This window comes from Serratia sp. OLAL2 (genome assembly GCF_002752475.1).
Classification (GTDB): Bacteria; Pseudomonadota; Gammaproteobacteria; order Enterobacterales; family Enterobacteriaceae; genus Serratia; species Serratia bockelmannii.
In genome coordinates this window covers 857,163-879,383 of the sequence record NZ_MSTL01000019.1, presented here as the reverse complement: position 1 = coordinate 879,383, position 22,221 = coordinate 857,163, and the positions used below count along the sequence as shown (strand labels likewise).

Sequence of the window (22,221 nt, the reverse complement as noted above, 5' to 3'; positions counted from 1 at the left end):
GTTAATAAATCTTTATGGATTTGATTGCATAATGTTAACATCCTGCCGCTTTCATTAGGCTTGCTAATGATATTCTTATTGTCAAGGAATGCTCAGGATGGATTACCAAAACGTCTTTCAATTGACGGATCAGGAAAGAAACGAGTTATTTTCGGCATTAGATAAAATTGCTTACGATCCCGCCGGCGGTGACGCGTATATTCACGCTATACGTTCGGCCATGATCACCCACTTACCCCACAGATTAAGCGCTGCATTAAGCCAGCAAAAGGCGTCAATCAAACCACGGCCTTATCTTATTTTAAAAAATGTGCCGGTGGATAAAGAAGTGTTCTTTTCCCCTTGCCCGAACCAATATACGCCTTCGGCCAAATCAGGGAATATCAGTGAAAACCTGTTGGTCGGCATCTCTTCGCTAATTGGTGAACCCTATTCGATGTATTTCGAAGGGAAAGAACTGATTAATAATCTGATCCCCAAACGCGAAGCCAAAAAAGAATATACCGGTCTGGGGTTCGATGTTGAATTGGATTTCCATATTGAAAATGCGGCCCTGAAACACCTGGAGCAGTTCAACGTCTCGCCGATGGGGTTGCTGTTAGCCGGCGTGCGCCGCGATCCGCACAGCCCGATGACGCGTATCTCCGATTCGCGTTTGGCTATCGCTCAACTGAGCCGCGAGGACGTCGAAACGCTGGCCAGCCCGCTGTACAGCATCAAGCTGCCATACCGTTGGCGCCAGTCCACGCAGGCCGGGCGCGAAGAAACCGCGCTGGTGCCGCTGATTTCGCAAAACCATGTTCTGCCGGATGTGAGCGCCGTTTTCTATCCCGGCATGATTGCCGCCAGCACGCCGCGAGCGGAAGCCGCGCTGGAGCGTTTCTACGGGCTGGTGAAAGAAAATGCCATCGGCATCGATATTTGCCCGGGCGATTTGGTGTATATCGATAACCGTTTTGCGCTGCATTCACGCGATAAATTCACGCCATCTTTCGATGAAAGAGATACGCCGTTGCGCTGGGTACAACGCGTCTTCATTTCGGCAAGCTTGTGGAATCACCGCAACCTCAATCAGGTTGAAGAGCGCATTTTCTCGATTTAAGGTTATTATTCATGCTGAACGTTTTTCTTTCTATATTGCCGATTTTTTTGTTAATCGTGCTGGGCTATTTGTCAAAACTCTATGTTAAAGACGTTGCCGTATTTTGGGGCTTTTCAGACAAATTCGTTTATTACCTGTTTTTTCCGGCGCTGTTGATATTGGATATCAGCGAGGCGGATTTTAGCGGCGCGGACAGCTTTTATCCCGTTGTGGCGACCATAGTTTCCACGCTGGCCATCGCGTTGATTATTTTCGTTGGCAAACTGTTTTTCAATACGTCGGCCGATCTGTTTACCTCCATTTTTCAGGGCGGAGTCAGATATAACTCTTATGTATTCATCGCGCTGTCGCAATCGCTGTTCGGCAGCGAGGGGGTGGCGCTGTCCGGTTTCTTCGTGGCCTATATGATCATTCTGACCAACATCATGAGCGTGTTGGTGATGAACCATTACGGCACCGGCAGCAAGAAAAGCCTGAGCGGCGCGCTGCTGGCGCTGACGAAAAACCCGCTGATCATCGGCGCGTTGTTCGGGGTGCTGATGAACCTGTGCAACCTGCACATCACCGGCGCGCTTAAACAGCTGTTCGTTTATCTCTCCAACGCCGCCACGCCGCTGAGCCTGATGTCGGTCGGCGCAGGGTTGATCGTCAGCATGCATATTCGCAAGCTGGTTTCCATCTCTTATGCGACCGTGCTGAAACTGGTGGCCATGCCGCTGATTACCATTGCGCTGGTGCACTATTTCGGCGCCACCGGCGTGCCGGCCAGCATCGCCATTCTCTACTCCGCCGTGCCTTGCGCCGGCAACGCCTATATCCTGGCGCGGCAAATGGGGGGCGATCATGAAGCGATGGCCTCCATCATCACCTGGACGACGCTGCTGTCGGTGATTACCGTCACTTTCATCCTGGGCAGCGTAGCGCTTTAACGCCGGCGCCGGGCGGCAATCGCCCGCCCGGCATTTTCCGAGATCCTCCCATATCCTTTCATGATGTTTTACCGCTATGCTAAACATAGAATGGCCCGTGAATATGAAAAGGATGAATTATTTTGGCAGGAAGTAGCTTACTTACCCTCATCGACGACATTGCCTCGTTGCTGGACGATGTCTCGTTAATGAGCAAGATGGCGGCGAAAAAAACCGCCGGGGTGCTGGGGGACGATCTGGCGCTCAACGCGCAGCAGGTCACCGGCGTTAAAGCCGACCGCGAGCTGCCGGTGGTGTGGAGCGTCGCCAAAGGCTCACTGATCAACAAGGCGATCCTGGTGCCGCTGGCGCTGCTGATCAGCGCCTTCGCGCCCTGGGCGATTACGCCGCTGCTGATGGTGGGCGGCGCCTATCTGTGTTACGAAGGGTTCGAAAAGGTGTTTCACAGCCTGAGCCACGGCAAGGCGGCGCAGGAGGAAAAATCGGACGGGCCCGGCGCCAATGAGGACGCCGCGGCCTATGAGAAGCGCAAGGTGAAGGGGGCAATACGCACCGACTTCGTGCTGTCCGCCGAGATTATCGCCATTACCTTGGGCACCGTCGCCGGCGCCACCTTTAGCCAGCAGGTGATCGTCTTGTGCGGCATCGCCGTTGTGATGACGCTCGGCGTGTACGGCATCGTCGCCGGCATCGTTCGGCTGGACGATCTGGGGCTGTATCTGAGCCGCAAAGGCAGCGCGTTGGCGCGCGCCATCGGCAGCGGCATCGTGCGCGCCGCGCCTTATCTGATGAAAACGCTGTCGATCGTCGGCACTGTCGCCATGTTTATGGTCGGCGGCGGCATCCTGACCCACGGCCTGCCGCCGGTGCATCACCTGTTCGAAGACTGGGCCTCGTACACCACCGTGGTGCCGACGTTTGGCCATCTTTTGCAGGGTGTGGTTCCGGCACTGCTGAACGTGGCGTTCGGGCTGGTGGCCGGCGGCGTGGTGCTGGCGGTGGTGTCGGCGCTGGGCGCGGTACGCGCGCGTTTCAAGGCATGATGAAAAGTCTCGCCCCGGAAGGGGCGGGACGTATGAGACGGATTAAAAGATCAGTTTGAGAACGCCGGTAATCGTCAACAAACCCACGATGAAGATGATGGCGACAATCCACAGAATAATTTTCATTCACTTCTCCCTTACCGGTTAAATGGCGCGCGCGATTGGCGCTAACTCAATGAAATCCCTCTTCACTATAGACGCTAACTTCCTATCGTGCGTCGCCATGCATTCAAGGATGCCGATTGTCGCCGTCACCCAGCGCGCGCTGCATAATCTGCGTGTCACGCCATTCCCCCAGTTTGAACCCCACGGCCTTTAACGTTCCGGCGCTGGTAAAGCCGAGCGACTGGTGTAGCGCCAGCGAGCCGTGGTTGGCGGCGGAATCGCCGACGATCGCCAGCATCTGGCGCCAGGGGCCTTGCTCGCAGCGGGCGATCAGCGCGCTCAGCAGCGCCTTGCCGACGCCTTTCCCCTGTTGCCCTTCGGCGATATACACCGAGTCTTCTACGGTAAAGCGATAGGCCGGCCGGGGGCGATATGGCGTGGCATAGCAGTAGCCCATAACACGGCCTTCGCTTTTCGCCACCAGCCAGGGCAACCCGGCTTCCCGCACCTTGCCTAGCCGCAGCTGCATTTCCGCCAAGGTCGGCGGCTGTTCTTCAAACGAGGCGGCACCGTACAGCACGTGGTGAGTGTAAATTTGCAGCACGGCGGCCATATCGTCCGGCGTGGCATCGAGGAGGCTGAGTACGGGAGCGGAGAGCGTCATGGTAATGCCTGTTTACCTTGGAAATCAGCAGATAAACGCCATTATGCGCGCCGCTCGCCGCCGGGATAAATCGGGTTTTCTTATGGTGAGATAAGAAAAACCTATGGGGTTGTCAGCCGCACAATGCGGCGATCTGTGCCAACTGCTGGTCCAACATGGCGATCTACTGCTCAATCACCGCCGGAAGCGCCGGCCCTGAACGCGCCAGAATTGCCCCCGACTTCCGCCAGTGAAACGCCCATCCGGCGCGCCAGTTCGCCGACTTTCAATAACATATGTAGCTCCTCCCTTGTGCGTGCCGGGATACTAAAGCCTGACGCCACGTAAGGGTCAAGAGCGGGAAGAAAAGATGACGTTTTAAAAATCGGTAGGCGCCAGAGAGGCAAAAGCCCAGCTGGATGGCTGGGCTTCGCAGGTCCCTGAAAGGGAGGGTATAGCATAAGGGCCTTTATCGGCTACGGCGACAATTTCACCTGATTTGTCTGTTTTGTCAACAACAGCGTACTGGTCAGAACAGCATATTTTTGGCATTGATCGACTTAATGACGGCGCGTTGTATGTCAGCAACAAGCTCGCGCGACAGACACTGGGTAAGAAAGCCTCTCTCTTTACGGGCTCTGTTCAGCCGTTGGCGGCTGACTTGCTGCACCAGATCGCCCTTTGCCCAGCGCGTTTGCGGATGAAAGAATCTCATATCTTCGATGAGTTCACGCGTAATTTCGATGTGCAATCCCCGTTCGATCTTGTTCGAATCTCTGGTGGTCGACAGCGGTACGATAATGCAGGCGTTGCCGTTAATTTTGCCGTTTAACACAACAACTAAACGGTTCTTCACCATTTCCGGTGGAATGTGGCCATCATAAAAGCTGGCTTCATGCGGTTGGCAGACTGATAGGGGATAGTTGCCATAGTTGCACTCGAGAATTTCCCCGACCTTGGGGGCAAATTTGATCGGCATCGATACACTCCTTTGTTGTGAACAATCCGTGTTATGGAGGAATGAGCATGCGGGCGTTTTGCTTTTAGAGAAAGGTGTGGCGTAAGGAAACGGGGAATGAAAGTGAAATATTGCGGATTCGTGCGCAGAATCCGCCTTGATGGTGGCCGAATTTACCAGCCTTTCACCGCGCCGCCGTTGAAGATTTTCTCGGCGGCTTTGGCGACTTCGTCCGACTCATAGGCCTTGATGAAGTTCTGTACGTTTGGCGCGTCCTTGTTGTCTTCGCGGGTGACGATGATGTTGGTGTACGGCGAGTCCTTATCCTCGATGAAGATGCCGTTTTTGGTCGGCGACAGGCCGGTCTGGTTGATGTAGGTGGTGCTGATGACGGCGACGGTGACTTTCGGATCGTCTAACACGTGCGGCAGCTGCGCACCTTCCAGCTCCATGATCTGGTAATGATGCGGGTTGGCGCTGATATCCAGCGCGGTGGGCAGCAACCCTTTGCCAGGCTTCAGGCTAATCAGCCCGGTTTTTTCCAGCAGCAGCAGGGCGCGCCCCAGGTTGGTCGGATCGAGCGGGATGGCGATCACCGCGCCGTCCGGCAGCTCTTTCAGCGATTTTATCTTTTTGGAGTAGCCGGCCATCGGGAACACGAAGGTATTGCCGACCGCCACCAGCTTATAGCCGTGATCTTTGTTTTGCTGTTCGAGGAACGGGCGGTGCTGAAACACGTTGGCGTCCAGTTCGCCTTTGTCGGTGGCGTCGTTCGGCAGCAGCGAACCGCTGAAGCCGACCAGCTCGACCTCCAGCCCGTATTTCTCTTTCGCCACCTGCCTGGCGACTTCCGCCACGTCCTGTTCCGCGCCGTTGATGACGCCGACTTTGATATGGTTTTGGTCGGTTTTTTGATCGCAGCCCTGAAGCGCCAATACGGCGGCGAAGGCCGCCGCCAGAGGGGTGATACGCCAGCGTAAGGTCATCGAAGTCTCCCTGAAAAAAACAATAAAATCAGTTGGTTTTTGTCCTTACAGCTAAGCCTGAACCGCCGGTGAAGTCAAACGCTCGTTCAGCATAAACGGCTATAGCTTATAGCCGTTATGCGGCGGTGATTATCGGCTGAGCGAACGCAGCACCACGATGCCCGGCGTAGCCATCACGTAATCCATAAAGGGTGAGTCGACGACCTGCATGTTGGCCTTGCGCGAGGAGGCGTTGCGCAGCACCGGGCCATGGTCGGTCATCACGAAGATGCCGGTGTGGGTCACGTCCAGCCCGGCGAGGTTGGTGTAAATACCGATGTAGTCGCCGGTGCGCAGCTGGGCCAGCACCTTGTCGTCGACGTTGTCGCTGGGAATGTAGGTGACGCTGCGCTGCACGTTGGGCAAGCCGGGCAGGTAGCTGCTGCCGTCCGCCTTTTGATTGAGGTTTTTCACGAGGCTGACGGCGTGCGGGCTGAGCTGGGCGGTGATGTCTTCGGCCACTTTTTTCGGCCGCTGCGCCCAGTCGGTGAAGAAGTGTTTGCGCTGCGGGAAGGCGATGTTGCCGTCGACGTAGCGAATGTCTACCAGGCGCTGAACGAACTCGGCTTCGCTGCGGGCGGTGCTGAGCGCTTCCACATAATCGATGTAGGTGAAGCAATCCAGTCCGCGGAAGTCGATCACCAGCTGCTCGGGCGTGTTCTGCGAACCGATCAGACGGTTGGCGAGATACGGCGTGCCGAGAAACTCGCGCGAAATCAAATCGACGGTGCGACCATGCGGCTGCGCGGCGGGCCAACCGGCGCGCAGCGCGAGGATCTCACGCAGCTTGCTGCGGGTGCTGGCGTCCATCTCCGGCTGCACGCCCGGCGGCGAAACGGTGACGTCGGTCGGCGGCGTCGCGGGGGAGACGGCGGTGGGGCGTTCGGCGCATCCGCTCATAGCGATAGCTAACATCAGTAAAACAGCCTTGTTCTTGTTCATACGGCCCTCCATGGGTGTCGCTGGCTTATCAGAGTAAGTGATAACAGTTCTCATCCGATGGTAGGGGTTAAAAAGTAAACATCACCTCAATGGCAATCGATAAATCAGTAACCGATTTCGCTATTGAACGGCAAATACCAGAACAGCGCGATTTCGTGATCGGCGATCTCCGGTTCGGCGCGGTACAGCAAACGGTCGATGCCGCCGAGGATAAACCCGTAATGCTGGTAACAGCGGCAGGCCGCCAGATTGTTGTTCTGCGTTTCGAGCATCATACCTGAGGTTTCCTGCTGCCGCGCCCACCGTTTGGCGCAGTCCAGCAGTGCCCCGGCGATGCCCTGACGGCGCGCATGAGCGCTGACGGCGATCTCGTCGATCAGGGTGTAACCGTTCCAGTTTTTGCTCAGCGTGATATGGCCAACGGCGTCGTTCTGACGATACGCCAGGAAGGTCACGCTGTCTTCGTTGGCGAACGGCGCCAGCGGATACCGTTTGCGAAATGGCGCCACCGGGCGGGTTGGCCAGCTGTCCACCGGGCTGTCGAACTGCGGCAGGGCGTAACAGGCGATGGTGAAGCTGAAATCGCCGCGGGCCAGATAATCGTCGGGCAACGCCTCAATGGCCGCGATGCGGATGGCCGGGTTCATTACGGCAGCTCCCGCAGCAGACGCGCCGGGTTGCCGGCGTAGATCCCCTTGCGGGTGATATCGCGGGTCACCACCGCCCCGGCGCCGATCACCGCGTCGTTGCAGATCTCTACCGCCAGGATCGTGGCGCCGGAGCCGATGGACACCCGATCGCCGATGCGCGTGCGCCCCCAACTGGCCGGATCGGCGTTGGGCGCGCCGTCCCGGAACAGATCGTTGGCGAAGGTAACGCCGTGGCCGACAAAGCACGCTTCGCCGAGGGTGACGTATTCGCAGATAAAGCTGTGCGACTGAATTTTACTGCGCGCGCCGATGCTGACGTGGCGCTGGATCTCGACGAACGGGCCGACGAAGACATCGTCGCCGAGCCGGCAGCCGTAAAGATTGCAGGGCTCGACAACGGTAACGTTGCGCCCGGCGTCGACGTCGACGATCCCCGCCTGACGGGTGGTGATTACGGATGACATGACCTTCCTCGCAGCCTGGTTTTTATGGTGGGAGTATAAGACAAAGCGCTGCGGCGTTGCGCTTTCCGCACGTTTTTTCGCCGAAAGACTATAATTAGTACAGGGGAGAGAGCCCCGTGGCCGCAATCCTCGCACGGGTAGCAGTCCGTCGGAGGTGTGAAATTCGTTCGCCGATCGCGGCCTACGGCGAGATAGGAGGTGTCTCATGGTCAGTCATGTTTGGGGACTTCTGGCGCATCCCAGCGCCGAGTTCGAACAGATCAAAAGCGAGAATGAAAGCGTCTCGCACCTATACACCCATCACGTGTTGCTCTTGGCAGCCATCCCGGTGGTCTGCGCCTTTATCGGCACCACCCAGTTGGGCTGGCTCTCCGGCGAGGGACATGCCATCAGGCTCGACATGTTTACCGCGTTTTATACCGCCGTGGCGTTCTACCTGCTGATGCTGGCGGGCGTAGCGGCCATGGGGAAAGTCATTCACTGGATGGCGCGGCGTTATGAATCGCGCCCCAGCCTGCACCGCTGCATGGTGTTCGCCGGCTACGTGGCGACCCCGATGTTCCTCAGCGGGGTAGTGGCGCTCTATCCGGTCGTCTGGCTGTGTCTGTTTGTCGGCATTATCGGCCTGTGCTATTCGGGCTATCTGCTGAATCTGGGGATCCCGCACTTCCTGAATATCGACAGTAAGGAAGGGTTCATCTTCTCCAGCTCGACCTTCGCCATCGGCATTCTGTTGCTCGAGCTGCTGCTTGGGGTGACGGTGCTGCTGTGGGGGTACGGTTCCTGGTTGTTCTGAGTTAACGGCTGTTGTTGCCCCCGCGCCGGTGGAACGGCGCGGGGGCTTTTGCTTTTATGCGCGGCGGAAAACCAGCATCACGCCGAGCACGATGCCCGCCATGCCCAGCAGGCTCAGCGCGGCTAGCGCGTGGCCGAGCAGCAGGTAATCCAGCAGGGCGGTGACCGCCGGGATCAGGTAGAACAGGCTGGTCACCTGCACCAGATTGCCGCGCTGGATAAGGCGATACAGCAAGAACGTCGCCAGCACCGAGATCACCACCGCCATCCACAGCAGCGGCAGCACGAACGCCGGCCGCCATTCGACCCGCAGCGGCTCAAACGGCAGTGCCAGCGTACACATCAATAATCCGACGGCATACTGCAGCGGCAAGACCGCCAGCGGCGGCTGCGTCATGCCTTTTTGCAGCAGGGTGCCGGCGGTCATGCAGCCCAGCGCGATAAAGGCGAACAGCATGCCGCTCAGCGAGAAGTGGGCCACCATCAGGCTTTGGTACACCACCAGCGTCAGCCCGACCATCGCCAGCGCCAGGCCGAGTGCCCGCAGCCCGGTGCAACGCCGCTCGGTGATGAACTGGGTGAGGATCGGCTGTACGCCGAGCAGCGTCGCCAGCACGCCGGGCGTAATACCTTGTTCCAGCGCCAGCAGATAGCAGATTTGATAGCTGCCGATCATCAGCACGCCGATCAGCACGACGCGCCAGCGGGTGCCGGGGGCGGGGAGACACTGGCGCTGCCACAGGCCGATGACCAACAGCACCGCCAGCGCGATGGCGCAGCGGAAGAACAGAAAAGCGAAGGCGGAGGCGTGCTCCAACCCCCAACGGGAGAAGATCGCGCCGCTGCTCCAAAGCAGGACGAACAGCGTAGCCAGGCCGGCATTGGCCCAGAGAGAAGGGAATCGCATATCAATTTCACCTGACGTGAAAATTACAGGCTCCGGCGCGCGCGGCGGTCTACGCCTGAACGCAACAGATCAATAAGCCGGAGGTAAAAGTCGGTGTGGCTTAGCGCACAACCACAATGCGTGGCGGGTAAGCGGCAACCGCTGAAACGACAGAGGAAACGGCGGGTGGGGCAGAGGAAGCACACAGCAAAACGACGGCCGGAACGGTCGCGTTTGTCGGATCTGTGCTGTGCGCCAACGGAGTCATAGGGGGTCCTGCAAACCGGGAATAAAACTTATCGCTTCAAACATAGCCAAGTTCAGAGGGGCGTGCAATCGGAAATCACAATGATTTAAATGATAATGTAAATCATTATCATTAATTAAAAGGTATGCTATGTTGCTTTTGCCGCGCAGTGTTGAAGCAGGGGGGCGCGGCTTGCTCCCTACCTCAGTTCACGCAGCGCGTGCGGCAAAAGAGGTTGCGATTCGCTTTTGCAGAAGGCGCGGAATCGTGGTAAAAATATTGATATGTTATAATATAACAATTGACGCATAATGAATTCAGTTCACGACATCCTCCGCGTTGATGGCGTTAGCCTGACCGGCCACGGCGGGGCATTGATACTCGACAACATCCATTTCGCGCTCCGTTCCAGTGAAAAGCTGGCGGTGATCGGCCCTAACGGCAGCGGCAAGTCCAGCCTGTTGCGCGCCCTGATCGGCGAAACGCGGCCGGACAGCGGCGGCATTTACTGGCGAGGGCGCGCCTTGTCCGAGTGGCCGGCGGCGGAACGCGCCAGAAGCATCGCCTTTCTGGCACAAAACGATCTGCCGGATTTGCGGCTGTCGGTTGAGGACTACGTGGCGTTGGGCCGTTTACCGCATGGCGAACGCTCTGCGACGGGAAAGCGCATTGTTGACGAGGCCATCGGGGAAACCGGGCTGGCGCCGCTCAGGCACCGCCCGTTGGGGCGGCTCTCGGGCGGTCAGCGTCAGCGTGCTGCACTGGCCCGGGCGTTGGCGCAGTCTCCCGATCTGTTGTTGCTGGATGAACCGACCAATCACCTCGATCCGCCCGGGCGCTCGGCGCTGCTGTCGTTAGTGAAAAATAAAGACATTGCCGTGATTGCAGTGCTGCACGATTTGCCCGTGGCAGAGGCGTTTGCCGATCGGATCCTGGTGCTCAACGAAAGCCGCCAGGTAGCCTGTGGTACGCCCGAGGCGGTGTTGCAGACCCCGGTGATTTTGCCGGTGTTCGGCATGAACAGTTTCAAGGTGGCGCACCCCGTCAGCGGGAAAACGCTGCGTATTTTTGACGTTCCCCATTGCGCTTGATAAACCAGAGAGAAACATGAACACACGCGTATTCCCCCTGCTCCTGCTGCTGGCCGGCGGGGCGGCGGCGGCCGAAAAATTTCCCGTCACCGTAGAAAGCTGCGGTACGCCGGTCACCTTCAACCAGGCGCCGCAACGCGCCGTCATCAACGACATCAATATGGCCGAGATGGCCTTTGCGCTCCATTTGCAGGATCGCATTGTCGGGCTGACCGGCATCACCGGCTGGTACAAACTGACGCCCGACTTCAAGGCCGCGATGGGCGCCATTCCCGAACTGGCGCCGAAATATCCTGCTCTGGAAACGCTGCTGGCAGCGCAGCCGGATTTCTTCTTCGCCGGCTGGAATTACGGCATGAAGATCGGCGGTGACGTCACACCGGAGACGCTCGCCCCGTTCGGCATCAAAACGCTGGTGCTGAGCGAGAGCTGCGTACAGGCCGGAGGGCGGCCGCAAAAGGCCGATATGAACCTGCTGTATGACGATGAGCTGAAGCTCGGCAAGATTTTCGGCAAGCAGCAAGAGGCCACCGCGTTGGTTACGGGCTGGCAGCGCCGGTTGGCTGCGCTTCCCGCCAGACCGGCGGGCCAGCCACCGCTCAAGGTGTTCGTCTATGACTCGGGGGAGGAGAAGCCTTTCACCAGCGGCAGATACGCTATGCCGACGGCGATCGTCGAAGCGGCGGGCGGCCGCAACGTGATGGACGATTTGCCGGCGAGCTGGACGACGGCGTCCTGGGAAACGGTGGCGGCGGCCGAGCCCGACTTCATTATTCTGCTGGATTACCAGACCGGGTCAGGCGCCGATGCGCTGCGGCGCTTCCTCGAGTCTCACCCGTTGATGAAATTGACCCCCGCCGTACGGCACCACCGTTATCTGAAACTGCAGTATGCGGAGCTGACGCCGGGGCCGGCCAACATCGGCGCGGTGGAAAAGCTGGCGCGGGCGCTGTACGCGCCGGAGGCTGAATGAATTCGCCGACCCGGCGGTTTATGCTGCTCGCACCGCTGGCGCTGTCGGTATTGTGCGGGTTAATGATCTGGAGCCTGCAGCTGGGCAGCGTCGCGTTGTCATGGCGGCAGGCGTTTGCGGCGTTAGGGCTCGGTTCGGCGCCGCTTTCCGGCATGCTGGACACCATCGTCGTGCAACTGCGGGTGCCCAGGGCCTTGTTGGCGGCGTTAACCGGCGCCGGGCTGGCGATGACCGGCGCGCTGCTGCAGACCACCACCCGCAATGAGCTGGCCGATCCTTTTTTGTTTGGGCTCTCCTCCGGCGCCTCCGCCGGCGCGGTGCTGGTCATCACGCGCTTTGGCGATGCGCTGGGCGCGCTGACGTTGCCGCTGTCCGCTTTCGCCGGCGGTATTTTGTCGGCGATGGCGGTGATGATCCTGTTTCGCGTCAGCCGGGTCAGGCGCGCCGAGCAACTGATCGTCTGCGGGCTGGCGGTCTCGTTTTTGTTCAGCGCGCTCACCAGCTACCTGGTGTTTTCCGGCGATCAGCGGGCGGCCGGTTCGGTGTTGTTCTGGTCGCTGGGCGGGCTGGGGTTGGCGCGTTGGGATAATCTGTTCATTCCGCTGGCGAGTTTTGTGCTGCTGGCCGGGTTTACGGCGCTGCGTTGGCGGGCGCTGGATGCGCTGCTGGCGGGCGAGCAAACCGCCCATTCGATGGGGGTCAATGTGGCGCGCCTGCGCACCGAGACCTTTCTGTGTTGCGCACTGTCCACGGCGTTTCTCGTTTCGTTGACGGGCGTGATTGGGTTTGTCGGGCTGATGGTGCCTTATCTGGCCCGGCGCCTGGTGGGCGTGCGCCATCGCTTGTCCGTACCGATGTGCGGCCTGCTGGGGGCGATGCTGCTGACCGGCGGCGACATGCTCAGCCGCAGCCTGATCCCCCATCAGGAGCTGCCCATCGGCATCATTACGGCGGGGCTGGGGGGCGCGTTCATCGTTTCCTTGCTGCTGCGCGCGGAGCGGTGAACACCGCCCTGTCTCAATAGAGTTCCAGGTGCAGGCGCTGCTGCTCGATCAGCGTCTGCCACAGGTTTTCCGCCCCGCAGGCTTGCTCCAGCGCCGTCGCCACGGCATGTTCCAGATACTGACGATTGCCGCACAGGTAGACATGCGCGCCCCGCTGCAGCAGGCCGCTGACGACATCGGCGCGATCGTCGATGGCGTGTTGCACGTAATACTTGTCGGCGGCGTCGCGCGAGAATGCCGTGATGAGCCGTGTGAGTACGCCCGTCGCGTTCAGCGTGACCAACTCCTCGCCATACAGGAAGTCTTCATCGCGCCTTTTCTCACCGAAGATCAGGACGGTTTCACGCCGTTCGCCCTGGGCAGCCATTTCGCGCAGCAAGCCAATCAACGGTGCGATGCCGGTACCGGTACCGATAAGCAGCACCGGCAAGGCGGTGTCGCGCGGCAGGTAAAAGCCGGGGTTGGCGCGGCAGAAAAGACGGAAAGGACCGGGATGCTTGAGCAGCCAGCCGGTTGCCGTGCCGCGCCGTGTGCGGTCGCCGCGTTCATAACGCACGTCGCGAACGCACAGATCGAGGCTCTCTTCCCGCGTTGCCGAAGCGATGGAGTAGGCGCGCGGTAGGCAAACGGGCAGCAGCGCCAACAGGTTCTCCAGCGTGATCGCGTGCGGCGGGCAAAAATCGTGCAGCACGTCCAGCAGATCGGCGCCGTACAGATAACTCTCCAGGGCTTTGCGCTGACGGATCTTCAGCAGGCCTTTGAGCTCTTCGCTGTCGGCCAACTGCGCCAGCTCGCGCAGCGTCGTTTTGCTGAGCTGGCGCAGCTCCCGGCGCCGCAGCGCGTCGACGGCCTCCGGCCTGCCGAGCCAGTCTGCCAGCCGGGACAATAATCCTTCGTCGTTCTCCGGCAACAGATAGACGGTATCTCCCGCCCGGTAAACGATGCCGCTTCCGGCGATATTCAGCCGCAGATGCCAGGCTTGCGGCGTGCGAGCGCTGAGCGGCCGTCGTTCGAGGAGGGCGGCGCTGAACGCATGGTCTTCACCGTAGGCGGTCACGCGCAGATGCAAGTCGCGACCCGCCTGGGCATCGCCGGCCAGCACCTTACCCAGCGTCGTCAGCCAGGTGGTGAAGAACGGTTCGAAGTTAACGTCGGCGTCGACGCGATTGACGATGGCGCGGGCGCCGTATTGCGTTAGGCGCGCATCCAGCGCCTGCGTGAAGCCGCAGAAATGCGGGTACGCGGTGTCGCCGAGACCAAAGATGGCGTAGCGCAACCGGGGGGGATCCGGCCATTGCGCCAGCGCGTCGGAAAAACGCTCGGCGTTGGCGGGCGGTTCGCCGTCGCCAAATGAGCTCGAGACGATCAACAGGATGTCACGCTCGCCCACATCGGCGGGCTGGGTGGCGTTGAGTTCTTTAACCATGGGGCGGTAGGGTTGCAGGCTGCTTTGCTCGCCCAGGCGCATCGCCAGCGCCCGGGCGTTGCCCGACTCCGAACCGTAACCAATCAGGATGCGTTCGATGATGTCGGCCATAGCGGTTACTTGTCGTAGTGGTTGTCGAACTGTTCTTTGGCGAATTCCACCGATTCGAAGTCGGTCATCAGATCGTTGATCACGCGGCGGATGCTGATATAGGCCTCGATATTGCCCTGGGCGTCATACAGCGGCTGCACCGTGGTGTCGACCACGTACAGCACGCCGCCCTTGCCGACGTTCGGAATGATGCCGGTCCAGATACCGCCCGCCTTGATGGTGTCCCACATCGCTTTGTAAACGGCTTTCGGCACGGAAGGGTGGCGCACGATGCTGTGGGGCTGGCCCACCAGCTCTTCCCGGGAAAAGCCGGTCAGCTGACAAAAAAGATCGTTGACGTAGGTGATGGTGCCCTGCAGATCGGTGGTGGAGATCACCATCACTTTATCGAGCGCGGCCAGCAGCTGGGCGGAATCGAGGGTTTGACTCATGGTAGGTTCCTTCTCATTAACTTCGCGGTGAATGCCACGGCGGATGTCATGTATCCGTCATGACAGCTTTGTAATTAATTCTCATTTGCGATGATGGGGTGAATGGTAATCGGGAATTTTATAAGTTGCAATAAAAATGCATCTTTAAAGGCGCAGAAAGATCGCGATGAGGCAGGTAGGGCAGAGGAGGCCCGCGCCGGGTGCGGCGGCGGGCCGATCGTGCGGCGTTTAGCGGGGGTCTTCGGCCCAGCCTTTGCGTTTGCTGGTTTTGCCGATGCCAGGGTTGAAGCTGTTGGTTGGATCGGCGGTGCGGTAGAACGTTTGCAGATCCGGTTTGGCGTGGTACAGGTGGCCAACGTTATGCTCCGCCGGGTACTCGGCGCCGCGCCGGTTGAGGATCTCGAGCATCTTTTCTTTCAGCGCATGGCTGTCCACGCCTTTTTTCACCACGTAGTCCTGATGGAAGACGTGGCACATAAAGTGGCCGTAATACAGCTTATGCACCAGTTGGCTGTCGATTTCCGGCGGCAGCGTTTCAAACCAGTCGGTGTCGTTGCGGCGCAGGGCGATATCCAGCGCCAGAATATCCTCCACCTTGTCGGCGTGCACCGCGTGGTAGCGCACGGCGGCACCGGCGGCGGCGAAGCGGTGCAGGAAGGCCTTTTTGCCTTCGTCAGGCGTGCAGGCGAAGAAGGCGCCTTCGGCCTGGGCGAAATAGTCGGTCAGATAGCGCTGTGCTTCGTCTACGCCGGGGCCGGCCATCTTCAGCAGCAGGTGGTGTTCGAAACGTTCGCGGTATTCCTTCATGCGCTTCGGCAGGTGGCTCGGTGCCAGATGGCTCAGGCCCTGCATCAGCCGATCGGTCAGGTTGTGCGGCAGCAGCGGCAGCTTGCTGAGGCTGGCATCCATGCGGCCTTTCAGGGTGAAGAAGCGCGGCATCTGATCGGTGCCGAGCTTGTCGATCATCATGAAGGTGTCTTTGCCGTACACCTCGGCGATGTCGAAGATATCGCGGTGCATGTATTCACCGGCCACCGGCAGGTTTTCGAATTTGCTCAGCATGTGGCGGCGCAGTTCGGTCAGCACCGCGGTGTGGTTGGTGCCGATATAGAACACCTGCTCTTTGCCTTCTTTCTCGAAGGTGTCGAGCCGCACCGCGAACACCGCCAGCTTGCCGGCGCAGCCGGAAGCTTCGTACAGGCGGCGTTTGTCGGCGTTGAAGCGGGAAGGGGTGTCGGCATCGACGTCGCGCACCCGGCTGGCGTATTCGTTATCCGAGGCGCGCAACTCGCCGTACTCGACGTCTGTCGGGCGATAGTCGCCTTTTTCTAACCGGGTGAGGATCTCTTCCGGCGTGTCGCCAAGCCGGATGCCCAGATGGTTCACCAGGCGCAGCTGGCCGTCTTCCCCTAACTGGGCGTACAGCGCCATTTCGGTATAGGCCGGGCCGCGTTTCACCAGCGAGCCGCCGGAGTTGTTGCATACGCCGCCGATCACCGAGGCGCCGATGCAGGAGGAGCCGATCACCGAATGCGGTTCGCGGCCGTAGGGTTTGAGCAATTTCTCGAGGTGGTGCAGGGTGCTGCCGGGGAAGCCGACCACCTGCTTGCCGTTGTCCAGCACCTGAATATGATCGAGGCGCAGAGTGCTGACGATGACGATGTCGCGGTCATAGTCGTTGCCGCTGGGGGTTGACCCTTCGGTCAGGCCGGTATTGGCGGCCTGCATAATGACGATTTTGTCAGCAGCCACGCAGGCCTGCAAAATGCGCCACAGCTGCAGCAGGCTAGTGGGAAACACCACCGCCAGCGCCTGGCCTTCGCCGGAGCGGAACCCCTTGCGATACCGCTCGGTGTTGCGATCGCCGGTCAACAGCTGCGGGCCGCCGACGATGTCTTTGAGCTGATTGATAAACGTCTGATTGCCTGACTGCATGCTGCCTGTCTCCCTGTCATCTCCGTCGCTTTAACCGCGGCGCCGGAGTGCCGCACATAAGCTAAGAGGTTATCAAGTGAATAACTTATTAAGCCATTAGCTTATTTGGCTAATGGCTTGCGGGTTTAGTAGCGCTCGGCGTAGCCGGCGCGGCGCTCTTCGTCGCGCAGCGTCAGAATCTCCACGCCGTCGGCGGTGACCGCCACGGTATGTTCCCACTGCGCCGACAGTTTTTTGTCGCGCGTCACCACCGTCCAGCCGTCCTTCTTCTGCTTGATGCGGCGGTCGCCCTGGTTGATCATCGGCTCGATGGTGAACACCATGCCCTCTTGCAGCACCAGGCCGCTGCCGGGTTGACCGTAGTGCAATACCGCCGGCTCTTCGTGCATGTCGCGGCCGATGCCGTGGCCGCAATACTCCCGCACGATGCTGTAGCCGGCCTGCTCGGCATGCCGCTGGATGGCGTGGCCGATATCACCCAGGGTGGCGCCCGGTTTCACCGCGCGAATGCCCTGCCACATCGATTCATAGACGTTGTTCACCAGTCGTTTGGCCAGCGGCGTCACCTGGCCGATGCAGTACATCTTGCTGGAGTCGGCGATGTAGCCGCCGTTTTCCAGCGTGATATCTACGTTGACAATCATACCGGAACGCAGGATTTTGCTGGCCGACGGCACCCCGTGGCACACCACGTCGTCGATTGAGGTGTTGAGCACATAGGGGAAATCATACTGCCCCTTGCTGGCCGGGCGCGATTTCAGTTCTTCGACGATAAACGCCTCGGCGCGGTCGTTGATCTCCATGGTGGAGATGCCTTCGACGATGACCTCATCGAGCATAGCAAACACTTTGGCCAGCAGGGCGCCGGAATGGCGCATTTTGGCAATCTCTTCCGGCGTTTTAATCACAATCTCTTTCACCCGACAATCTCCTTCAGCGTCAGCGCGTTATCTTTCATCATTTTTTTTACCAGTTGCGGGTAAGTCAGTTCCGGATGGAACTCCGCCAGCATGCCAATCTTGATCCAGTACTCGGCCTGCGCGTTGATCGAACGCGTCATGGTCAGGCTGGCAAGGCGCAGATCGTCATGCAGCGCGTCCGAAATTTTTACGATGCCCATCGGCGTCTCCATAAGTAAACAATATATGAAGTGTATACGTTTAGGATGGTCGCGATGTGGCATTCCGTGGCGTAAGAAGATTCTGGCAACAACGATTGCCGCCGCCAGGCAATGCGTTTATTGTGATGAACGACTTTTTTGCCATGATTTTTTCAGAAGGATTTAAGGCGTGACTAAACTACGTGTTGGGGTGATTTTTGGCGGTAAATCGGCGGAGCATGAGGTGTCGCTGCAGTCGGCCAAAAACATTGTGGATGCAATCGACAAAGAGAAGTTTGACGTCACGCTGCTGGGGATCGACAAACAGGGGCAGTGGCACATCAACGACGCCTCCAACTACCTGCTCAACGCCGAGAACCCGGCGCTGATCGCGCTGAACCGCTCGAACAAGAACGTGGCGCTGATCCCGGGCCAGGAAAAACAGCAGCTGATCGAAGCGGGCAGCGCCGGTGCGCTGGGCCAGCTCGACGTCATTTTCCCGATCGTACACGGCACGCTGGGGGAAGACGGCTCGCTGCAGGGGCTGCTGCGCATGGCCAATATGCCGTTCGTCGGCGCCGGCGTGCTCGGCTCGGCGGTCAGCATGGATAAAGACGTGACCAAGCGCCTGCTGCGCGACGCCGGGCTGGCGGTGGCGCCTTTCGTCACCCTGACCCGCGCCAACCGCGCCGGGTTCACGTTTGAGCAACTGAGCGAGCGCCTCGGCCTGCCGCTGTTCGTCAAGCCGGCCAACCAGGGCTCGTCGGTCGGGGTCAGCAAGGTGGAAAACCGCGCCGAGTTTGACGCGGCGGTGGCACTGGCCTTCAGCTTCGATCACAAAGTGCTGGTGGAGTCGGCGATCGTCGGCCGCGAGATCGAGTGCGCGGTGCTGGGGAACGACGATCCGCAGGCCAGCGTGTGTGGCGAGATCGTGCTGAGCGATGCTTTCTACTCCTACGACACCAAATACATCAATGAGCAGGGTGCTCAGGTGGTGGTGCCGGCGGCGATCGCGCCGGAAGTGAGCGACCACATCCGTGAGGTGGCGCTGAAGGCGTTCCGCGCGCTGGAGTGCTTCGGGCTGGCGCGGGTGGATGTGTTCCTGACGCCGGATAACCAGGTGGTGATCAACGAGATCAACACGCTGCCGGGCTTCACCAACATCAGCATGTATCCCAAGCTGTGGGCCGCCAGCGGCGTCAGCTACCAGGCGCTGATCACGCGCCTGATCGAATTGGCGCTGGAGCGCCACCAGCAGGATCGCGCGCTGAACAGTTCGGTGTTCGATCGCTAAACGCGGCAGGGGGCGGCGGTGCCGCCCCCGTCCATCACTTCACCGTCACGTCGATATCGCCGAAATACTTCTTCGACAGCGCCGCCACTGTGTCTTGCTGTTTCACTTTGGCGATGGCGGCATCCAGTTTCTTCTTCAGCGCCTCATCCCCTTTACGCAGGCCGAAGGCAATGCCTTCACCGAGGATCTTGTCGTCGCGCACCGCCTCGCCGACGAAGGCGAAGCCCTTGCCGTCCGGCTGCGACAGGAAGCCGCTTTGCCCCGACGGTGCCATCACCAGCGTGGCGTCGAGCCGACCGGCCGCCAGGTCAAGGTAAACCTGATTCTGATCCTGATAAGACACCACGTCCACGCCCGCCGGCGCCCAATGGGTTTTGGCGTAAATCTCCTGAATCGAGCCTTGCAGCACGCCCACGTGTTTGCCCGCCAGCGCTTTGGCGTCCGGCAGCAGGCCGCTGTCGGCCTTGGCGATCAGGCGGTTCGGCACCTGATAGATGGCGTCGGTAAAGGCGATCGCCTGGCGCCGCTGTTCGGTCACGTTCATCGCCGAGTTGATGGCGTCGAACTTGCGCGCCTGCAGCGCCGGGATCAGGCTGTCGAACGAGGTTTCCACCCAGCTGCATTTCAACTGTGCGGCGGCGCACACCGCGTCGCCCAGCTCGATGTCGAACCCTTCCAGTTTGCCGCTGGCGGATTTGGATTCGAACGGCGGATACAGCGCTTCCAGGCCGAAACGCAGGCTGTTTTCCGCCGCCAGAGAAGAGCCGGCGGCCAGCAGGCATCCGGCGGCGAACAGCGTTTTCAAAGCTTTCATAGGCAGTGCCCCTTTCCCATGGTCGGACAAAAAATTACACCTGGCTCAGACGGCGCGCGCCTTCCAGCAGGGTCTCGTTATCTTTGGAAAAACTCAGCCGAATAAGGCCGGTATCGGTGCCGTCGCTGTAGAACGCCGACAGCGGGATCGTCGCTACCTTCGCTTCGCGGATCAAGCGCACGGCGAAATCATTGTCGCTTTCGTGGCTGAAGCCGCTAAAGCGGGCCAGCATGAAGAAGCTGCCGCGGCTGGGCAGCAGCTCAAAGCGCGAATCCTGCAGGGCGCTGGCCAGCAGATCGCGCTTTTGTTGGTAAAACGCCGCCAGCCCCAGGTAGCTCTGCGGATTGGCGAGCGCGGCGGCGAAGGCGTGCTGCATCGGCGTATCGGCGGAGAACACCATGAACTGGTGCACCTTGCGAATCTCGTCCATCAACGCCGCCGGCGCCAGGCAATAGCCAACGCGCCAGCCGGTGACGTGGTAGGTTTTACCGAACGACGACACGATCACGCTGCGTTCCGCCAGCTGCGGATAGCGCGCCATGCTATGGTGAATATCGCCGTCGAACACCACGTGCTCGTAGACCTCGTCGGACAAGATCACGATATCGGTGTCGCGGGTCAGGGCGGTCAGGCGGTCGATATCCTGCGCGTCGAACACCGCGCCGGTCGGGTTGTGCGGCGTGTTGACGATGATCATGCGCGTTTTGCCGTTGATGGCGGCGGCCACTTCGCCCCAGTCGACGCGAAAGTCCTGCAGCGACAGTTTGATCGCCACCGGCGTGGCGCCCTGCAGGCGCACGATCGGCGCATAGCTGTCGAACGCCGGTTCGAAATAGATCACCTCGTCGCCGGGATGCACCAGCGCGCTGATCGCCGAGTACAGCCCTTCGCTGGCGCTGGCGATCACCGTGATTTCTTCGTCGGCGTCATAGCGCGCGCCATACAATCGTTCAGCTTTTTCCGCCAGAGCAGCACGTAATGCCGCCACGCCGCTCATCGGCGCGTATTGGTTATGACCTGCGCGCATGGCTTGTGCCGTTGCCTCGATCAACTGCGGGTCTCCGGCGAAATTGGGCGCGCCCTGCGACAGATTGAGGGCCTGGTGTTCGGCGCTGAGTTGGCCAATGACGGTGAAGATGGTGGTGCCGACGTCCGGCAGCTTCGAGCGGGATGAGCAGGCGCTCTGCATGATGGGCTCCAGGCAAACAGGGAAGTGTTGAGCGATTAAGCATCAGCCGGCGTAGGCGGACAAGGGAAAGTTTGTCATACTTGCCATGCACTACGATCATACCTAATCGAGGCACGCTATGCCGATATCCCTGCCGTCGCTCGACGTATTGAAAACCTTTGTGGTGGTGGCGCAACGCCTCAACTTTACCCATGCCGCCCGGCAGCTGCACCTGACGCAGGGGGCGGTCAGCCGGCAAATTCTCGGGCTGGAACAGCGTCTGGGCTATCCGCTGTTCAGCCGTCAGGCGCGCGGTTTGGCGCTGACGCCGCAGGGCACGCAGCTTCTGGCGCCGGTGCAGCAAGCGCTGGGGCAGTTGGATGAAGCCCTGACGCGGGCCGCCGCCCCGCCGGGGGCGCTGCGCATCAAATGCCCGACCTGCGCCATGCGCTGGGTGCTGCCGCGCATCATTCGCCTGCAAAATGAACGGCCGGACATGCATATCGAGCTGACCGCTTCGGTGTCGCACGGCCTGGATTTCAGTACCGAGCAGTTTGACGCCGCGGTGGTATTCGGCCGGCCGCCGGGTAAAAAGCTGACCGCGCACCTGCTGTTCGATGAAATCCTCACGCCGGTCTGCACGCCGACATTTCTGCCGCCGACGCCTCGGCTGACGGACTTGACGGACAAAACCCTGCTGCACCCGACGCGCGATCGGCGCGACTGGCTGCGCTGGCTGAAGGCGGCGGGCGCCGATGCGTTGCCGTCCGGCAAGGCCCAGCATTTTGATACCCTCGATCTGGCGATGAGCGCCGCGCTGCAGGGGTTTGGCATCGCCATCGGCGATCTGTGCCTGCTGGAGGAGGATATTCAGGCGCAGCGTATCGTGACGCCGTTCCCGCTCTGCGTCAGCAGCGGCGCGGCCTATTATTTGGTCTATCCTGAACGCACGGTGGCGCCGCCGACGTTAACCGCGCTGGTCGATGTTCTGGCGGCGGAGGCCGCCGACAGCCGCGCCCGGCTACAGAATTACCTGCCGATGACCTGTAATGCTTTGTAAACATTAGCGATGCGAATTCCCTTGGC

Annotated in this window: 23 protein-coding genes; 9 read left to right on the top strand and 14 right to left on the bottom strand. The window is 60.0% G+C overall.

Translation table 11 applies throughout. The annotated features are described in order from the left end of the window. The first annotated feature begins 97 nt into the window (after positions 1 to 97). From BVU99_RS21590 to BVU99_RS21580, 3 genes are all read left to right on the top strand, one after another. Positions 98 to 1,102: a TauD/TfdA family dioxygenase gene (locus tag BVU99_RS21590; RefSeq protein ID WP_025301958.1), complete on the top strand. Its 1,005-nt coding sequence runs from the start codon at positions 98 to 100 to the stop codon at positions 1,100 to 1,102. 11 nt (positions 1,103 to 1,113) lie between these two features. Beyond that, positions 1,114 to 2,031: an AEC family transporter gene (locus tag BVU99_RS21585; RefSeq protein ID WP_025301959.1), complete on the top strand. Its 918-nt coding sequence runs from the start codon at positions 1,114 to 1,116 to the stop codon at positions 2,029 to 2,031. A 122-nt stretch (positions 2,032 to 2,153) separates the two neighbouring features. Beyond that, positions 2,154 to 3,074 carry a DUF808 domain-containing protein gene (locus tag BVU99_RS21580; RefSeq protein WP_004939666.1) on the top strand — a complete coding sequence of 307 codons (921 nt, stop codon included), beginning with the start codon at positions 2,154 to 2,156 and terminating at the stop codon, positions 3,072 to 3,074. Positions 3,075 to 3,303: 229 nt separating this feature from the next. Here BVU99_RS21580 and BVU99_RS21575 read toward each other — a convergent pair whose 3' ends face one another. The 6 genes from BVU99_RS21575 to BVU99_RS21550 form a co-directional block, all read right to left on the bottom strand. Continuing rightward, a complete protein-coding gene (locus BVU99_RS21575) occupies positions 3,304 to 3,843 on the bottom strand; it encodes a GNAT family N-acetyltransferase (protein WP_025301961.1) in 540 nt (179 codons plus the stop codon). Between the two features lie 508 nt (positions 3,844 to 4,351). Beyond that, the gene (locus tag BVU99_RS21570) at positions 4,352 to 4,801 is read right to left on the bottom strand and encodes a type II toxin-antitoxin system PemK/MazF family toxin (RefSeq protein ID WP_049295208.1); all 450 of its coding nucleotides are present in this window, start codon (positions 4,799 to 4,801) and stop codon (positions 4,352 to 4,354) included. Positions 4,802 to 4,953: 152 nt separating this feature from the next. Continuing rightward, the gene (locus BVU99_RS21565; RefSeq protein ID WP_049295209.1) at positions 4,954 to 5,766 is read right to left on the bottom strand and encodes a MetQ/NlpA family lipoprotein; all 813 of its coding nucleotides are present in this window, start codon (positions 5,764 to 5,766) and stop codon (positions 4,954 to 4,956) included. A gap of 129 nt (positions 5,767 to 5,895) precedes the next feature. After that, positions 5,896 to 6,747, bottom strand: a complete 852-nt coding sequence (locus BVU99_RS21560; RefSeq protein ID WP_025301964.1) for a DUF1460 domain-containing protein — start codon at positions 6,745 to 6,747, stop codon at positions 5,896 to 5,898. 104 nt (positions 6,748 to 6,851) lie between these two features. Next, on the bottom strand, positions 6,852 to 7,394 hold the full coding sequence (locus BVU99_RS21555; RefSeq protein ID WP_043136785.1) for a GNAT family N-acetyltransferase: 543 nt from the start codon (positions 7,392 to 7,394) through the stop codon (positions 6,852 to 6,854). Beyond that, entirely contained in the window at positions 7,394 to 7,861 is a 468-nt protein-coding gene (locus BVU99_RS21550; RefSeq protein ID WP_099816722.1) for an acyltransferase, read from the bottom strand. The genes BVU99_RS21555 and BVU99_RS21550 overlap by 1 nt, the downstream gene beginning before the upstream one ends. Positions 7,862 to 8,066: 205 nt before the next feature. On the opposite strand from BVU99_RS21550, the gene BVU99_RS21545 reads away from it, so the two are divergent. Beyond that, the gene (locus BVU99_RS21545) at positions 8,067 to 8,657 is read left to right on the top strand and encodes a Yip1 family protein (RefSeq protein ID WP_019453944.1); all 591 of its coding nucleotides are present in this window, start codon (positions 8,067 to 8,069) and stop codon (positions 8,655 to 8,657) included. 54 nt (positions 8,658 to 8,711) lie between these two features. On the opposite strand, the gene BVU99_RS21540 is transcribed toward BVU99_RS21545, so the two are convergent. Next, positions 8,712 to 9,563, bottom strand: a complete 852-nt coding sequence (locus BVU99_RS21540; RefSeq protein ID WP_099816723.1) for a DMT family transporter — start codon at positions 9,561 to 9,563, stop codon at positions 8,712 to 8,714. A 600-nt stretch (positions 9,564 to 10,163) separates the two neighbouring features. On the opposite strand from BVU99_RS21540, the gene BVU99_RS21535 reads away from it, so the two are divergent. Genes BVU99_RS21535 through BVU99_RS21525 form a run of 3 tightly spaced genes read left to right on the top strand, consistent with a single transcriptional unit; the run spans position 10,164 to position 12,857 of the window. Next, positions 10,164 to 10,880, top strand: a complete 717-nt coding sequence (locus BVU99_RS21535; RefSeq protein ID WP_049203840.1) for an ABC transporter ATP-binding protein — start codon at positions 10,164 to 10,166, stop codon at positions 10,878 to 10,880. Between the two features lie 16 nt (positions 10,881 to 10,896). Further along, the gene (locus BVU99_RS21530) at positions 10,897 to 11,853 is read left to right on the top strand and encodes an ABC transporter substrate-binding protein (RefSeq protein WP_099816724.1); all 957 of its coding nucleotides are present in this window, start codon (positions 10,897 to 10,899) and stop codon (positions 11,851 to 11,853) included. After that, a complete protein-coding gene (locus BVU99_RS21525; RefSeq protein ID WP_060432641.1) occupies positions 11,850 to 12,857 on the top strand; it encodes an iron ABC transporter permease in 1,008 nt (335 codons plus the stop codon). Before BVU99_RS21530 ends, BVU99_RS21525 begins: the two co-directional genes overlap by 4 nt. A 13-nt stretch (positions 12,858 to 12,870) precedes the next feature. Here the strand turns inward: BVU99_RS21525 and BVU99_RS21520 are convergent, their stop codons facing one another. The 5 genes from BVU99_RS21520 to BVU99_RS21500 form a co-directional block, all read right to left on the bottom strand. Then, positions 12,871 to 14,394: a sulfite reductase flavoprotein subunit alpha gene (locus BVU99_RS21520; protein ID WP_099816725.1), complete on the bottom strand. Its 1,524-nt coding sequence runs from the start codon at positions 14,392 to 14,394 to the stop codon at positions 12,871 to 12,873. 5 nt (positions 14,395 to 14,399) lie between these two features. Further along, a complete protein-coding gene (locus BVU99_RS21515) occupies positions 14,400 to 14,825 on the bottom strand; it encodes a PAS sensor domain-containing protein (RefSeq protein ID WP_023447580.1) in 426 nt (141 codons plus the stop codon). 228 nt (positions 14,826 to 15,053) lie between these two features. Further along, positions 15,054 to 16,760 carry a D-lactate dehydrogenase gene (gene dld / locus BVU99_RS21510; RefSeq protein WP_099816726.1) on the bottom strand — a complete coding sequence of 569 codons (1,707 nt, stop codon included), beginning with the start codon at positions 16,758 to 16,760 and terminating at the stop codon, positions 15,054 to 15,056. Positions 16,761 to 16,885: 125 nt separating this feature from the next. Then, positions 16,886 to 17,680 carry a type I methionyl aminopeptidase gene (gene map, locus BVU99_RS21505; RefSeq protein WP_043136821.1) on the bottom strand — a complete coding sequence of 265 codons (795 nt, stop codon included), beginning with the start codon at positions 17,678 to 17,680 and terminating at the stop codon, positions 16,886 to 16,888. Then, entirely contained in the window at positions 17,677 to 17,880 is a 204-nt protein-coding gene (locus BVU99_RS21500) for a ParD-like family protein (protein ID WP_006324220.1), read from the bottom strand. Before BVU99_RS21500 ends, map begins: the two co-directional genes overlap by 4 nt. A gap of 169 nt (positions 17,881 to 18,049) precedes the next feature. Between BVU99_RS21500 and ddlA the strand changes: the two genes are divergently transcribed. After that, positions 18,050 to 19,153: a D-alanine--D-alanine ligase gene (ddlA, locus tag BVU99_RS21495; protein WP_015377061.1), complete on the top strand. Its 1,104-nt coding sequence runs from the start codon at positions 18,050 to 18,052 to the stop codon at positions 19,151 to 19,153. Between the two features lie 34 nt (positions 19,154 to 19,187). Here the strand turns inward: ddlA and BVU99_RS21490 are convergent, their stop codons facing one another. Together BVU99_RS21490 and BVU99_RS21485 are read right to left on the bottom strand one after the other, a co-directional pair. Next, positions 19,188 to 19,967: a transporter substrate-binding domain-containing protein gene (locus BVU99_RS21490; protein ID WP_099816727.1), complete on the bottom strand. Its 780-nt coding sequence runs from the start codon at positions 19,965 to 19,967 to the stop codon at positions 19,188 to 19,190. Between the two features lie 34 nt (positions 19,968 to 20,001). Next, positions 20,002 to 21,156: a methionine aminotransferase gene (locus tag BVU99_RS21485; protein WP_099816728.1), complete on the bottom strand. Its 1,155-nt coding sequence runs from the start codon at positions 21,154 to 21,156 to the stop codon at positions 20,002 to 20,004. A gap of 118 nt (positions 21,157 to 21,274) precedes the next feature. On the opposite strand from BVU99_RS21485, the gene BVU99_RS21480 reads away from it, so the two are divergent. Then, entirely contained in the window at positions 21,275 to 22,195 is a 921-nt protein-coding gene (locus tag BVU99_RS21480; RefSeq protein WP_099817762.1) for a LysR substrate-binding domain-containing protein, read from the top strand. Positions 22,196 to 22,221: the final 26 nt, after the last annotated feature.

Coding starts and splice junctions, on each gene's coding strand:
- BVU99_RS21585 (WP_025301959.1), top strand. CDS start 1,114: ATGCTGAACGTTTTTCTTTCTATATTGCCGATTTTTTTGTTAATCGTG.
- dld (WP_099816726.1), bottom strand. CDS start 16,760: ATGCAGTCAGGCAATCAGACGTTTATCAATCAGCTCAAAGACATCGTC.
- BVU99_RS21485 (WP_099816728.1), bottom strand. CDS start 21,156: ATGCAGAGCGCCTGCTCATCCCGCTCGAAGCTGCCGGACGTCGGCACC.
- BVU99_RS21545 (WP_019453944.1), top strand. CDS start 8,067: ATGGTCAGTCATGTTTGGGGACTTCTGGCGCATCCCAGCGCCGAGTTC.
- BVU99_RS21565 (WP_049295209.1), bottom strand. CDS start 5,766: ATGACCTTACGCTGGCGTATCACCCCTCTGGCGGCGGCCTTCGCCGCC.
- BVU99_RS21540 (WP_099816723.1), bottom strand. CDS start 9,563: ATGCGATTCCCTTCTCTCTGGGCCAATGCCGGCCTGGCTACGCTGTTC.
- BVU99_RS21520 (WP_099816725.1), bottom strand. CDS start 14,394: ATGGCCGACATCATCGAACGCATCCTGATTGGTTACGGTTCGGAGTCG.
- BVU99_RS21525 (WP_060432641.1), top strand. CDS start 11,850: ATGAATTCGCCGACCCGGCGGTTTATGCTGCTCGCACCGCTGGCGCTG.
- BVU99_RS21515 (WP_023447580.1), bottom strand. CDS start 14,825: ATGAGTCAAACCCTCGATTCCGCCCAGCTGCTGGCCGCGCTCGATAAA.
- BVU99_RS21555 (WP_043136785.1), bottom strand. CDS start 7,394: ATGAACCCGGCCATCCGCATCGCGGCCATTGAGGCGTTGCCCGACGAT.
- BVU99_RS21560 (WP_025301964.1), bottom strand. CDS start 6,747: ATGAACAAGAACAAGGCTGTTTTACTGATGTTAGCTATCGCTATGAGC.
- BVU99_RS21575 (WP_025301961.1), bottom strand. CDS start 3,843: ATGACGCTCTCCGCTCCCGTACTCAGCCTCCTCGATGCCACGCCGGAC.
- BVU99_RS21480 (WP_099817762.1), top strand. CDS start 21,275: ATGCCGATATCCCTGCCGTCGCTCGACGTATTGAAAACCTTTGTGGTG.
- BVU99_RS21500 (WP_006324220.1), bottom strand. CDS start 17,880: ATGGGCATCGTAAAAATTTCGGACGCGCTGCATGACGATCTGCGCCTT.
- BVU99_RS21530 (WP_099816724.1), top strand. CDS start 10,897: ATGAACACACGCGTATTCCCCCTGCTCCTGCTGCTGGCCGGCGGGGCG.
- BVU99_RS21590 (WP_025301958.1), top strand. CDS start 98: ATGGATTACCAAAACGTCTTTCAATTGACGGATCAGGAAAGAAACGAG.
- BVU99_RS21490 (WP_099816727.1), bottom strand. CDS start 19,967: ATGAAAGCTTTGAAAACGCTGTTCGCCGCCGGATGCCTGCTGGCCGCC.
- BVU99_RS21550 (WP_099816722.1), bottom strand. CDS start 7,861: ATGTCATCCGTAATCACCACCCGTCAGGCGGGGATCGTCGACGTCGAC.
- BVU99_RS21570 (WP_049295208.1), bottom strand. CDS start 4,801: ATGCCGATCAAATTTGCCCCCAAGGTCGGGGAAATTCTCGAGTGCAAC.